11 protein-coding genes are annotated in these 14,309 nt (G+C 35.6%); 6 read left to right on the top strand and 5 right to left on the bottom strand.

The features are described 5' to 3' along the window. Window positions 1–122 precede the first annotated feature (122 nt). Window positions 123–5,159 (top strand): PKD domain-containing protein, encoded by a 5,037-nt coding sequence (locus tag ACY651_RS00695; RefSeq protein WP_462248672.1) that lies wholly within the window; start codon window positions 123–125, stop codon window positions 5,157–5,159. Window positions 5,160–5,170: 11 nt separating this feature from the next. Continuing rightward, entirely contained in the window at window positions 5,171–6,199 is a 1,029-nt protein-coding gene (locus ACY651_RS00690; protein ID WP_462248670.1) for a PorP/SprF family type IX secretion system membrane protein, read from the top strand. A 251-nt stretch (window positions 6,200–6,450) separates the two neighbouring features. On the opposite strand, the gene ACY651_RS00685 is transcribed toward ACY651_RS00690, so the two are convergent. After that, the gene (locus tag ACY651_RS00685) at window positions 6,451–7,503 is read right to left on the bottom strand and encodes an arginase family protein (protein WP_462248668.1); all 1,053 of its coding nucleotides are present in this window, start codon (window positions 7,501–7,503) and stop codon (window positions 6,451–6,453) included. A gap of 129 nt (window positions 7,504–7,632) precedes the next feature. On the opposite strand from ACY651_RS00685, the gene ACY651_RS00680 reads away from it, so the two are divergent. The 3 genes from ACY651_RS00680 to ACY651_RS00670 are packed head-to-tail and all read left to right on the top strand — an operon-like array spanning window position 7,633 to window position 10,594. Next, window positions 7,633–8,631 carry an alpha/beta hydrolase gene (locus tag ACY651_RS00680; RefSeq protein WP_462248666.1) on the top strand — a complete coding sequence of 333 codons (999 nt, stop codon included), beginning with the start codon at window positions 7,633–7,635 and terminating at the stop codon, window positions 8,629–8,631. Between the two features lie 16 nt (window positions 8,632–8,647). Beyond that, the gene (locus ACY651_RS00675) at window positions 8,648–9,178 is read left to right on the top strand and encodes an acyltransferase (protein ID WP_462248664.1); all 531 of its coding nucleotides are present in this window, start codon (window positions 8,648–8,650) and stop codon (window positions 9,176–9,178) included. Beyond that, entirely contained in the window at window positions 9,179–10,594 is a 1,416-nt protein-coding gene (locus ACY651_RS00670; RefSeq protein WP_462248662.1) for a lipopolysaccharide biosynthesis protein, read from the top strand. Here the strand turns inward: ACY651_RS00670 and ACY651_RS00665 are convergent. From ACY651_RS00665 to ACY651_RS00655, 3 genes are all read right to left on the bottom strand, one after another. After that, a complete protein-coding gene (locus tag ACY651_RS00665) occupies window positions 10,591–10,962 on the bottom strand; it encodes a hypothetical protein (protein ID WP_462248658.1) in 372 nt (123 codons plus the stop codon). The two genes, ACY651_RS00670 and ACY651_RS00665, sit on opposite strands and share 4 nt — an antisense overlap. 445 nt (window positions 10,963–11,407) lie before the next feature. Next, on the bottom strand, window positions 11,408–11,935 hold the full coding sequence (locus ACY651_RS00660) for a hypothetical protein (protein ID WP_462248656.1): 528 nt from the start codon (window positions 11,933–11,935) through the stop codon (window positions 11,408–11,410). 62 nt (window positions 11,936–11,997) lie between these two features. Further along, window positions 11,998–13,056 (bottom strand): methyltransferase domain-containing protein, encoded by a 1,059-nt coding sequence (locus ACY651_RS00655; RefSeq protein WP_462248654.1) that lies wholly within the window; start codon window positions 13,054–13,056, stop codon window positions 11,998–12,000. 87 nt (window positions 13,057–13,143) lie between these two features. On the opposite strand from ACY651_RS00655, the gene ACY651_RS00650 reads away from it, so the two are divergent. Continuing rightward, complete coding sequence (locus ACY651_RS00650; RefSeq protein WP_462248652.1) at window positions 13,144–14,139, top strand: ion channel; 996 nt, start codon at window positions 13,144–13,146, stop codon at window positions 14,137–14,139. A gap of 23 nt (window positions 14,140–14,162) precedes the next feature. On the opposite strand, the gene ACY651_RS00645 is transcribed toward ACY651_RS00650, so the two are convergent. After that, window positions 14,163–14,288: a peptidylprolyl isomerase gene (locus ACY651_RS00645; RefSeq protein ID WP_462248744.1), complete on the bottom strand. Its 126-nt coding sequence runs from the start codon at window positions 14,286–14,288 to the stop codon at window positions 14,163–14,165. Window positions 14,289–14,309: the final 21 nt, after the last annotated feature.

The raw sequence follows: 14,309 nt of genomic DNA, 5'->3' as shown, positions 1-14,309 counted from the left end.
ATTTCCTTAAGAATTATAACGTTTACAGGAAATAAAAACCAACATCTCCCCGTTATCTGCTTACCCTTTACTCAAAAATCAAGGCAAAATATATTGTGAATTTCAATTCAAATTGGTTGCCTATGAAAAAGTATTTACTTTCTCTTATTTTATTGTTCTCTTTAAACGCTTCGGCGCAGAAACTTACCGTTGTGAAATCGTCGGTTTCTCAAAACACTAAATGGGATGAACAGGAACCATTTACGAACGGTTATGCAAGGGTTTTACAAAACAATAAATTCTCCTTTATAAACAAAGCAGGAAATCTCATCACTGCAGTGGAATTTGATGCGGCACGAAATTTCAGCAATCATCTTGCCGCTGTAAAAAAAGATAACAAATGGGGATTTATCAATGAATCAGGAAAATTAATTATCCCTTTCAAATACGAAATTGCTTTTGATTTTAAAGAAAATGTTACTGCAGTATTCGGCAATAAAAAATGGTGGCTCATCAACACTAAAGCAGAAATAATAAAAGCCTTAGACATTTCTATTTTTTATGGTTTTAATAAAGGCATTGCAAAAATTGATAAGGGTGGAAGATCGGGTAGCATGAATTTAAGTGGTGAAATTATTTTTGATAAAATACAAAATAATTCTTCTTCAAAAAAAGCAATGTCTTATACACCACAATCACCCAATGGGGTTAATGCTATTTCCATTTGTCCCGAAAATATAGATTTTGAATATGGCTCTTTTTTTAACTGGAAATGTTATACCGGCCAGGTAGATTCTGTAGGCACTACAAATGTTATTACAGTAACCCCATCGCCGCCAACACCCAACCGGCATACTATTTATAATAAAATACTTCCTTCACCACTCGATCCGTTTGGTTTATTTCCTGTTAACCCTCCCGACGGCAGTAATTTTGCATTACGGCTCGGCAATACCGTTATCGGTGCACAGGCGGAGAGAGTACGATATACTATTAACGTTCCGGCTTTAGATTCTAATTTCTCAATAAAATATGACTACGCCGTTGTATTTGAAGACCCTGGCCATACTGTATGGACACAACCACGTTTCCAGGTAAATGTTTTCGACTCTGCCGCTAACGCTTATGTTGATTGTGCATCTTTTGAATATATTTCCACATCCAACCTTCCTGGATTTACAAGGTCAGTTGTTGATACCGGAGTTATGTACAAACCATGGTCCACAGTATTTTTAAGTTTAAGAGGCTATGCAGGAAAAACTATGTACCTGGAATTTACCAATGCCGATTGCGTACGAAGGGGCCATTGGGGATATTCTTACATAGATGTAGAAAAGCCGTGTGGCCAGGCAGTAGAAATGCAATATGATTGTACTGCTCCAAATATTACTACTTTAACCGGCCCTCAGGGTTTTGAATTTTATAATTGGTGGGATCAAACCTTTGGAACATTATTAGGAACAGGGCAACAAATTATTTTAAACCCCGGCCCAGCTATTAACACCACTATTTGGTTAGAGATGATTCCCTTTAATAATTTTGGTTGTTTAGATACAATACCTGTAAAAATTACAGGAGAGTTTACTGCCGATTTCAGCTCTTCAGATACAACAGCGATTTGTGCACCGCATACTTTTACATTTTATAACCGCAATCTTCCTTCTTTATCTGCTGTATGGGATTTTGGCGATGGTACTACCGGTACAGGAGATACTGTAACACATACTTATTTACTGCCCGGTAATTATATTGTACGTTTAAATGTTGCCCTGGCTGGTGGCTGTAATGGAGTTGCAGAGAAATTAGTTTCTGTTGTACAGCCTGTCGGAAGTTTTTCTTTTTCTGGAGGGTCATTTTGTAATAATACAACTGTTCAGTTTAATGCTGTTACCGGTAATGCAGATACTTTAATATGGAATTTTGGTGATGGCGTAATTTTCCAAACTACGCAATCATCAATCAGTCATACTTACAATACTGCCGGTATATTTATTCCCACCCTCACATTAAAATCAGCTAAAGGATGCGAAACTTTACTTCCTGCAAACGACACTATAACAATTGAAATAATTAAATCTGGATTTATTAATGATGAAATAAAAGTTTGTGGCAGTACAACATTAAATTTTACCGATACTTCTTCTGCATATTTTGGTATTGCATCACGGCAATGGAATTTTGGAGATGGAAATACGGGCAGTGGTATAAACGTTAGCCATACTTATACCACTACTGGAACTTACAATGTTCGTTTAATTGTAACCGGTACAAGTGGCTGTATAGATACTGTTATAAAACCCATTTATGTTAAGGTCAATAATTTTCCTGTCGCAGTTATAGTGGGTGATACAGTCCAATGCCAGTCGGTCCCTGTAACTTTTAACAGTGTTATTGCATCGGCTGATACGATTAATTATTACAGCTGGACAACTTCCAATGGATTTAGCGGATCAGGTAATTCTCTTACACTTACTTTTAATACACCGGGCAATTATACTATACAATTAATTACCCGTACTGTTAATGGGTGTGCTGATACAGCATTACATCAAATAATTATTAATCCAACACCAAATGTTGCACAGCCGCCGGGGCAAATTTTATGTAATGGAGATTTTACATCACCGATAAATTTTTCTGGTTCGATAAGCGGAACAATTTATAACTGGACAAACACTGCACCAATTATAGGACTTGCTGCAAACGGTACGGGAAACATTGCTTCTTTTCAGGCATCAAGCAATGGGGCATCTGTTGCAAATGCAGGTATCACTGTAACTCCAACAGCAAACGGTTGTCCCGGGCCTTCAAAAGTATTTGTAATAACGGTTAATCCAACCCCCAATGTTGCACAGCCTGCCGATCAAATGCTGTGTAATAACAGTAATACCAATGCCATTACATTTACGGGTACTGTAACAGGAACAATTTATAACTGGACAAATAATAATACCGCCATTGGATTAGCAGCAAACGGCGCAGGAAATATTCCATCATTTACTGCAACCAGCAATGGTGCAAATATTTCTACGGCAACAATTACAGTAACACCTGTTGTAAATGGTTGCCCCGGATCACCAAAAATATTTACCATAACTGTTAACCCTACACCAGATGTTGTGCAACCTGCAGATCAAATTTTGTGCAGTAACAACAATACGGCAGCAATTACATTTAATGGAGCAGTAAGTGGCACAACTTACAATTGGACAAATAATAATACTGCAATTGGATTAGCGGCTAACGGTTCAGGAAATATCCCTTCATTCAATGCAACCAGCAATGGTGTTAATACCGCAGTGGCTAGTATTACAGTTACACCAATTGTAAATGGTTGTCCCGGTTCAACAAAGATATTTACAATAACGGTTAATCCGGTGCCTGATGTTGCTCAACCAACAGATCAAATTTTATGCGATAACAATAACACTGCCGCAATTACATTTAATGGCGCAGTAAACGGTACCACTTATAACTGGACAAATAATAATACTGCAATAGGATTAGCAGCAAGTGGTTCAGGAAATATTTCTTCTTTTACAGCAACCAGTAATGGTGCAAATATTGCAGTGGCCACTATTACAGTTACACCGATTGTAAACGGTTGTCCCGGTTCGCCAAAAACATTTTCAATAACTGTTAACCCTGCACCCGGTGTTGCCCAACCAGCCGATCAATCATTGTGCAGAGGAAATTTTACTAACGCAATAAATTTTTCAGGCCCGGTTGCATCAACTGTTTATAGCTGGACAAACACAGCGCCTTCCATTGGACTTGCTGCAAATGGTACGGGAAATATTCCATCATTTCAGTCATCTACCAATGGAAATACAGTTACAACTGCAACCATTACCGTTACACCATCTGCCAATGGGTGTCCTGCGGCTTCAAAAACATTTTTAATAACGGTTAATCCAATTGCAGATGTTGCACAGCCATCTGGACAGGCATTATGCAATGGCGCAACAGTTAATGCCATTTCATTTACAGGCAATGTTTCAGGTACTTCGTTTAGCTGGACAAATAATAATACTGCGATTGGTTTAGCCAGCTCCGGTAGTGGTAATATAAATTCTTTTGTAGGAGTAAATAATACAGCAGCTCCAATTACGGCAACTGTAACAGTAAGTGCAACATCTGCAATGTGCAACGGCCCTGCTAAAACTTTCGATATAATTATCAACCCTACCCCAAAAGTTGATGCAAAAAATAATGCAGTAGTTTGCTTGGGTAATACGGTTCAATTATCTGCAACAGGTGCTGTACAATACACATGGACTCCCGCAGTTAATTTAAGCTGTCCCAATTGTGCAAATCCAATAGCCAAACCAATTGATTCTGTTGTTTATAAAGTAAAAGGAACAAGCTCGTTTGGTTGCGAAGCGTTTGATTCAGTTGTATTAAATGTTATTAAGCCATTTGAAATGCAGGTTTTACCAGGCGACACTTTATGCTTTGGCGAATCTTTAATTTTAAAAGCAATAAATGCAAATAGTTATTTATGGTCGCCGCCTTCAGGATTAAACAGAACCAACATTGCTAATCCAACCGCAAAACCCGGCGCTACTACTACATACCAGGTTATTGGTTTCGATGGACATAATTGTTTTACCGATACAGGTTATGTATTAATAACAGTTGGGCCTAAGCCAAGAGTTAATCTTGGTCCCGACAAGACTTTATCTACAGGTACAATTTTAGCGCTTAATGCAGTCACACAAAACGGACCTATCATCAATTGGTTGTGGACACCGGCTGCAGATTTAAGTTGTAATAATTGCCCTTCTCCTTCAACTGTTGTAAAAAATAATTCGTTTTACAGTGTAGTGGTAACAAACACATTTGGGTGTACAGCTACCGACACCATTTTTATAAATTCATTATGTAAGAGTTCGCAAATCTATATTCCAAATGCATTTACACCTGATGGCGATGGATTAAATGATGTATTGATGGTAAGAGGGAAAGGCGTAACAGTAAAATCGTTCCGCATTTTTAATCGATGGGGCGAACTGGTTTTTGAAAGAGAAAATTTTTATCCCAACGATTTAAAGTTTGGATGGGATGGAAAAGTTAGGGGCATACCGGCAACGCCTGACGTATTTGTTTATACGGCAGAAGTATTTTGTGATAATGATGTAATATATACTTACAAAGGAAACATAACCATTCTAAAATAATTTTATAACCGATGAAACCCACTAAAAAAATATGCCTGCTGTTGGTAGTTTCTCTGCTTGCAAAATTTGCCAGCAGCCAGGATATAAATTTTTCGCAGTTTTACGATTTGCCTTTACTAAGGAACCCTTCGCTTGCCGGGCTGTTTGCCGGCGATATAAGAATTACAACTGCATACAGAAATCAATGGCAAAGTGTAACCGTTCCTTACCGCACATTTGGTTTAGGGATGGAGTATAAAAAACCAATTGGCGAAAATTCTGATGACTTTTTTACTTACGGATTACAGCTTTCCAGTGATGTTGCAGGAGATTCTAAACTTAGCCGTACACAGGTGTTCCCTGTTTTTAATTATCATAAATCATTGGGAGATAAAAATACTTATCTGTCTGCAGGTATAATGGGTGGGCCGGTAATGCAGCGTTTCGATCCAACTAAATTAACTTTTGATGATCAGTTTGTAAATGGCGGTTACAGTGCTGCCAACCCTACCAAACAAACTTTTAATAGCACTAAACTTACTTACTGGGATGCTGCCGCAGGTTTATGTTTCAGCAGTGTGGCAGGAGAAAATACAAAGTATTATATTGGTGTGGGCATGTTTCATTTTACGCAACCCAAAGTGGCTTTTCAAAAACAAAACGATATTATTTTAAATCATAAGTGGGTAGTTAATGCAGGTTTTGCTGCGCCGGTAAGCGATGCCAACCGAATTATATTTTATGTTGATTATTTTATGCAGGGCGGCAGCCGCCAGGCACAGGGAGGCTTAATGCTTAATCATGATTTAATACAGCATGATGAAGAACAAAAAATAAGTATTTCAGCTGGTGTGTTTTATCGTGGCAAAGATGCCTTTATGCCCGTTGCTAAATTAGATTATTATCAATACAGTATTGGTATGTCTTATGATATTAACTCCAGTAAATTAAAATCGGCTTCTCAATACCGGGGTGCTTATGAAGTTACACTTTCCTATAAAGCGTTTAATAATAAATATAATACTTCTGCCAATAAAACAAAGTGCCCTGTATTTTATTAATTTTTAGAGGGGTGCTGGCTGATTTTTTTTATTATGTAAAATAATAAGTTTTTTTATACAAATGTTAGAAAGTTAGCCGCTATTTTATCAACAAAAGCCGCTGTTGGTACGGTTTTTGGCAAATAATATAAAAATCCGAGAATATGAAAACTATATCATTTTTGGTTGCAGCATGCTTGATTCTTTTCGTTGTAATTTTCACCATGATTACAATTTTGTTTATCAGGTTTTAGTTTTTTAAAGCCGGCAATTTAATCCTGAGAATGTGCTTTTATAAAATCGCTTACCAGGTAACTGATCAATTTTCCTGTGCTGTCATCTTTACGGCCATCTGCTAATTGTATTGCGCCTTCGCAAATGTGCAGGTACGCCACCTTACAATCTGTAGCAGCAAAATTAATATACTGCCTTGCCTGTAGAACGCTTATACCCGCTGGTGTTGTAGCACTGCTTAAAACATTTTCTATACAATCCAGATCAAGTTCCACCCCGGTAAAACTACCTTCAGTAAAACCCGTAGCATGTGCCACTGCCTGAATAAAATTTTTACGCTCATGAATAAAAATTTCTTCAAAAGTGATATAATCAATAAATGGATTGTTGTGGATATCCATTAAAATATTTTGAGAGATATTATTTTCATGCACACCTACAATACAGTATTTACCCAGATAGCCATCTTCTTCTGCATATTTAAAACCATTGCCGCTGTGCCTGCCTTCTGTTGCACAATAATCAGTGTGTGCATCTAAGTTTACACAATTTATTTGTGCCAATGGAATGGTACCATATTTGTTTAATCCTTTAGCAACACCTTTAATAATGGGATAGGCGTTGTTGTGGCCGCCGCCAATTACGATGGGTATTTTATTACAGGCTGCAATTACCTTCAGCATATTTTCTACTTCTTCATCAATAATGTTTACAGCATGGCGGTACGCTTCAATAAGTTCATCTGGGTTGTAAGCATTACTGTCAATTAAAAATTTAATATCGCCAAAATCAAAATGCCCCAGCAGTAAAATATTATCTCCCGGAAAAAAATCGTTGCTTTTTACATTTAAAAAAGAAGATAAAAAAGAAAGCCATGCAGTGGCCGTACCGCCGGTGCCGTAGTTTGCCCTCACACCAATATCTTCAGGAATACCAAGCAACACATATTTGGCTGCGGATTGCTGTACCACTTCGGGCCACTCGCCATTGGGTTTTAAGTATTGCAACCGCTCCCCTACTTTAGTTTCAAAGCGGCGTACTTTGGTAAGCGATAAAATATCTTCTTTGGTGTAAAACTTAAAGTGTTTCATCTGGGAAAGTTAATGAAATTATTATTATTTCATTTCAAAGAATTTTTAGATACAATTTAATATGTTTTATGATTTTGTATTTTATTTTCATCAAACAAAGAAAAAATGTAGCTTCATAAAAATTTATTTATGCGCTGGTTAAAAATATTGCTTTATTTACTGGGTGTTTTAATTATTGTTTATTTATTTGGCCCACAGCCCGAAACGCCAAAATATGCAACAGCTATGCCTTTGGTACCCCCAACAGGCAAACTTGAAAAATTTATTGCAGCCAATGAAGCCATGCATAAATTAAGGCCCAATAACGAAGCAAGAATTGTTTGGGCAAACGACAGCCTTAAACAAAAAACTGAGTATGCAATGGTTTACATACATGGTTTTTCTGCTTCGCAGGAAGAAGGTAACCCGGTACACCGCAATATTGCCCAACAATTTGGCTGCAATTTATATTTATCAAGATTGGCAGAACATGGTATTGATACCACTGAACAACTGATGAATCTTACTGCTGATAATTATTGGGAGAGCGCAAAAGAAGCATTTGCAATTGGCAAGCAATTAGGCAATAAAGTTATTTTAATGGGTACAAGTACAGGGGGAACACAGGCCTTACAATTAGCTGCTGCTTACCCCAATGATGTTGCGGCATTAGTTTTATACTCTCCTAATATTGCTATAAACGATAACAATGCATGGATGCTGAACAACCATTGGGGATTGCAAATTGCAAGGTTGGTAAAAGGAGGGAATTATAATACCCCAACAGATGACCGACCCATTTACAAACAATACTGGAACAAACCTTACCGCCTTGAAGCCATTGTTGCATTGGAAGAAATGCTGGAAACTGCTATGACCAAAAAAACTTTCAGTAAAGTAAAACAACCGGTACTGTTACTTTATTATTACAAAGATGAGCAGCACCAGGATGATGTGGTTAAAGTAAGTGCCATGAAAGAAATGTTTACCCAACTGGCAACTGATACTGTAAATAAAAGAGCTATTGCCTTGCCCAACACCGGCGACCATGTAATGGCATCACCCATAAAATCTAAAGATGTGGAAAGTGTGGAAAGAGAAACAAAAAAGTTTTTGCAAGAAGTAATGCATTTAAAAGTAAAAGAATAATTTCCTTGTGTAATAGATGAAAAAAATAATTCAAAATATATTTGGGTTGAGAAAAGATGTGGGCATTAATTTTTATATTGCCGATTTTTTTTATCGCAGAATATTAAGGCAAAATGCAGATACACCATGGGCTGTGCATTTTACCAGTACAGTATATTTTCCAAAAAAAATTTCCAGGGGAAAAAATGTTTATCCCGGTGATTCACCAGGTAATTATATTGAAGCATCTAATGGTATTGTTATTGGTGATTATACCAACATTGGGCCAAACGTTGGTATCATATCTGCCAACCACAACCTGATTGATAATGCTGTTGTGGACACTGCTGCTCCAATAAAAATTGGTAATTTTTGCTGGATTGGAATGAATGCAGTAATACTGCCCGGTGTGGAGCTGGGAGATTTTACCATCGTAGGCGCAGGCACAGTAGTAACAAAAAGTTTTGCAGAAGGATATTGTGTGCTGGGCGGCACCCCTGCACAGATCATTAAACATTTAAATAAAGATGCCTGCAGCCAATTCAGTAAAACAAAATACGCTAACTAATTGTACGAAATAAAATTTGCCAAAAGATCTTTTCTGTTAATGGGCAGCAGTGTTTTTAAAATGTTTACACAGCTGGCCATTATTTTTTTATATGCAAGAAATCTCTCTGTTGTGGACTACGGTTTATATCAGTCAGTATGGTTGTATATTAATATCGCAAGCGTCATTTCTTTATTTGGATTACCTGCACTTATATTGTCATCGCCGGCTAATGCCATTACCGGGTGGATTAAAGAAAACAAAAAGTATTTTATATTTTTTTTTGGACTGCTAAATTTTATACCACTTGTTTATATTTTAATTGCAGTTAACGAATACAATTTTACTGCAAGAATTTTATTAATTATTTTAACTGTTGTTCAAAATATTGCTATTCTTATCGAAACTGCAGCAATAAAGAAAGAGAAAGAAAAATTAGTGCTTATTACTAACCTCATCTTTACGGCTGGATATATTTTATGTCATTTAATTATCCTGTATTCAAATTATTCTTTACAATTATTACTTACAGCATTAATTTTTATTTTTATTATTAAGGCAGTGCTGCAATATAATTTTATAAGAAATATTGCAACTGATAAATTTACGATACAGCCAAAGCAACTGAGCAGACAATGGGTTTATCTTGGTTTAAACGATGTGGCAGGTGTGATATTTAAATGGCTTGACAAATGGGTAATACTGTATTTTATTTCTGTAGCACAATTTGCAGTTTACTTTAATGGCTCCTACGAAATACCCGTATTTGGCCTTATGCTGAGTGCCGCAGGCAGTGTTATGCTGGTGGAAATGTCAAGGCAAAATACAGCCATTGCTGAAAAAGCAAAAATACTTTTCAAAAGTTCTTCTGTATTATTGTCATCAATTGTATTTCCTTCCTTTTGCTTTTTATTTTTTTATCACAGTGAATTTTTTACATTAATCTTCAGTGCAAAATATGCAGCAGCTATTCCTGTATTTTTGATAAGCATTTTTATATTACCTGTACGCATAACCAATTACACAGCGGTATTGCAGGTGTATAACCGAAACGATCTGATTTTAAAAGGCGCTGTGTTAGATTTAATAGTTGCCATTGTATTAATGCTAATTTTATACCCGCTCTTGCAATTAAAAGGCCTTGCGGCAGCATTTGTACTTTCTACTTATATCCAGGCTGGCTATTACTTGTGGCATACCGGTAAATTAATTGAAAAAAAAATCAGTTACTTTTTTCCTTTTAGGAACTTAATTTTTATCTTGAGTGTTTCAATTCTTGTTACAGGAATTGGTTACTTTATTTCAAGAAATTTTTCTACAGTTGTAAACTTATCCAGTGGAATTATTTTATGCATTTTAATAATTTTTGTATTACTGTATAATTATTACAAAACCAACAAAAAGGGAGTTTCTTTTAACAAGGCTGGCCAAAATTAAATGGCTGATTTTTCAATACTGTATTTAGAGAAATATAAGCAGCCTAAAAACGGCAGCCAGGTAAAATAGTTAATGCCCATCAGCAGGTAATCAAATACGGCGAATAAACAAAAGGAAATAATCAGGTACTTATCAAACTTCCGGGTAAATAAACCAATTACAAAAATAAACTCTGCAATAAAAGCAAATAAGTATAAAGTGTAGGCAGCAGCTGAATGACCGACCAAGTAAGCTATCATATTAGTAAACCAACCACTGCTGTTACTAACTAAGTAAGATGAGTGCTGCCGTAAAAGTATAGCCGACATTTCTTCTATGTTAAAAATACCTCCTGCCCTTATTTTCCATAACGCTGACGAAAAGAACATTAGGATAAAAATTATTCTAATGCAATGCATACGATAATAAAAACCTTTAACTGAAATTGAACAGAAGATTATGGGCACTAACATTGCGGAAACAAAAACTTCCACACTTACAAATGACATGGAGCAGAACAGGCTGCTATAAATTATACTAAAAATACAAGTTATTGTTGCAATAACACGAATCCCTTTTTTATTTTTTTCAATTGCATAAATCAATACCACTGGAAACAGTAAGAATAGTAAATCAAAGATTATTCTTGCAAACCTGTTTTGTATTAAAAAATTTTGCAGGTTTGTCAGCATTATAATATTATGGCTAACATCTAACCTGTTTAAAAAAAATACAGGGTTAATAGAAGAAAACAGTAAGCCATGATAAAAATACCAGGCATAGCAAACTATAAAACAAGTAAGATAGTAAACAGCAAACTGTTTTATATGTTTTTCAGTCAGCAACAAGGAAGGTTAATTTTTGTGGTGAAGAAACTGGTTTTAACGACTTGCCCTCCCAAATATATTTTTGTGTAAATGCTGCAGCTTTTAAAACCGGGTAACCAATTGTTTGTTGCAGTAATTTTTTATACCATATTGTAAACGTGGTGTCACTTACTGTATTGGAATAATTTGACTGCTGCATTAAACTGCCGGCACGGGTTTTATGCAATAAATGTTTCATTGTAAAAAAAATAGCGGAGTTGCTTTTGGATGACTTTGCATAATTTTCCAAACTTATTAAAAGCATATCTCTTTCTGCAAAATGATATTGGGTAATATCTAATTTTGTATCGTTTACATAAATATGATAAACAGTTTGGGTGTCTTTAATATGAAACACCGAACTAAACATGCCGTATTGGTAAACCGGTGTTGCTACAACACCCCACTTATAATTTATAAAAATAAAAAGCACAATAAATAAAACAAAAGCAATAAATGCTGTTTTACTGTACCGATATAAATTTTTAATAAACATAAATAAAGTGCCTTTATTAATTTTTTGAAGTTAGGAAAAACTAAACCTTCTTATAAATTTAATTAGTGACTATTTTTTTCTCCGATGATATTAAAACCAAAAACCTCATCTGTTGTTATTTTCACTTTAGAATAATTTCTTTTCTTAAACCAGCCTGCAGCTTCTTCATGAGTATGTTCCCACCTGTATTCGGGAGTAAACCAGTCTAAGATGGATACCATCATTTCCCTTATATTCTCTTTATTTCCCTTCAATCTTTTAATAACAAAACTAACAGGTAATATAGTACAACAGTACAAATAATATTGAAATTTTAAGGGCAGCCTTGAAGTAAATTTTCTAATGAAGTTAAAAAGTTTGTGAAGAAAATTTTTTCTGGGATGATACAGCCAAACACTAAGCTTCCCTCCTTTCTTTACTGTTGCTTCAATACAGTCAAAAGAAACTTCCGTATTATTTGTATGAATCAAAACACCACTGCAATGCACAATGTCAAATACATCAAATGCCACCGGGGGGAATTGCACATCACCTTGTATAAAAAATACGCTGCGGTATTTATTTCCTGCATAAGCAATTTCAATGCTGTTACTAAAATCCATTGCAATATTTGTAATGCCCTTTTCAGCCAGCAAACAATTTAAAGAACCGTTGCCGCAGCCTGCGTCAAAAATTATTTTTCCTTTAAGAGTATCTATGCTTTCGTTTGTTTCTTTTAAAAATCGGTTTAGTATGCCTTCAGCATCAGCATTCCAGGTTTTATCTTTCTCATTATCATATAAAGCCCATTCCTGCATAAAACTTTTTTTTGTTCTGCGGTTTTTTTGCGCTGCCAATTGTATAATTGCGCCATGCTCCGTAAATAATTTTTCTTTTTTTACTTTGTAATCTGGTAAGTGCAATTGCAAAAAATCGGCATAATCAAGTACCGCTTCAACATTTAAACGTGGAATGCCTTTAACCACAGGATAAAAGCAATTATCTACAGCAAATAATATTCCTTCTTCAATAACTTCTGTTTCTGCACCATCTAAAAATTTTATAGTTTTTTTTAAACAATGCAATGTAAGCCGGCTTCTGGTAAGAGGACAACGCAATAATTCAATATAAGATTCCAGCATAGCTAATAATTACTAATCAATAATTGGCCTAAGTTAGTTCAAAATTTATTCTTTATTTTGCATAGCTAAATTCTTAGTGATATACCAATGGCACTTCTCCGCAAACTTAACACAAAAGCAAAAACAGAAATTAACACCGGTTTTGGTGCCAATGCAGCAGACTATGGCGGACGTTTTGTAAACAAAAATGGCCAGCCAAATATTATAAAGAAAGGTGTAAACTTTTGGGAGCGTATCAGTTGGTATCATGCCATGCTTGCCTTACCAAGGTGGAAGTTTTTATTGTTACTGTTTACATTTTTTATTTTTGCCAATATTATTTTTGCCTGCATCTATTATTTTATTGGCGTGGAGCATTTAAGCGGCATGAATACAGGTTCGGAACTGCAAAAATTTGGGGAAGCCTTTTTCTTTAGCGCACAAACTTTTACCACAGTGGGCTATGGCCGCATTAGTCCATCGGGGTTTTTAACCAGTACCATTGCAGCTTTGGAAGCATTGGTAGGCTTATTAAGTTTTGCAATAGCAACAGGTTTATTTTATGGCAGGTTCAGCAAGCCAACGGCTTATTTAAAATTTTCAGGCAATGCAATAATTGCGCCTTTTAAAGATGGCACTGCCTTAATGTTACGCATAGCCCCATTTAAAAATACTACACTTACCGATGCAGAGGCTAAAGTAACTGTAGGAATAGCGATTGAAGAAAATGGAAAAATTACTAATAAATTTTTTCCATTACAGTTAGAATATCATAATGTAAATGCATTAACACTAAGCTGGACCATTGTACATCCTATTACAGAAGAAAGCCCGCTGTACGGTTTTTCAAAAGAAGATTTTGAAAATACAAGAGGTGAAATTTTAATTTTTATAAAAGCCTTTGATGACATGTTTAGCAACACAGTTGTTGCAAGAAGCTCTTATACATTCAGAGAAATTATTTATGGCGCTAAATTTATTCCCATGTATCACCGTAATAGCGATGCCGATGCCACTATACTTGATCTTGAAAAAATAAATAGTTTTGTTGCTGCTGATATTGCGGAAAGAATGCACAGTGCAGATAAAGTTGTTACTAAATGATTTTTTTTTTCTGTTTTTTCACATCAGAGTCTTTCAATATTTAAAATAGTAACTGGCCTGGTAAACGATTGCCCGTTTGCAGGTTGTTTATGAATTTGCCTTACAATATCCATTCCGCTTATTACTCTCCCAAAAGCTGCAAAACCCAATCCATCGGGATTATAATTTTT

It is taken from the genome of Ferruginibacter sp., from assembly GCF_031391665.1.
Classification (GTDB): Bacteria; Bacteroidota; Bacteroidia; order Chitinophagales; family Chitinophagaceae; genus Ferruginibacter.
Note: the sequence above shows the minus strand (reverse complement) of the source record. Positions and strands in the feature narration are given on the sequence as shown.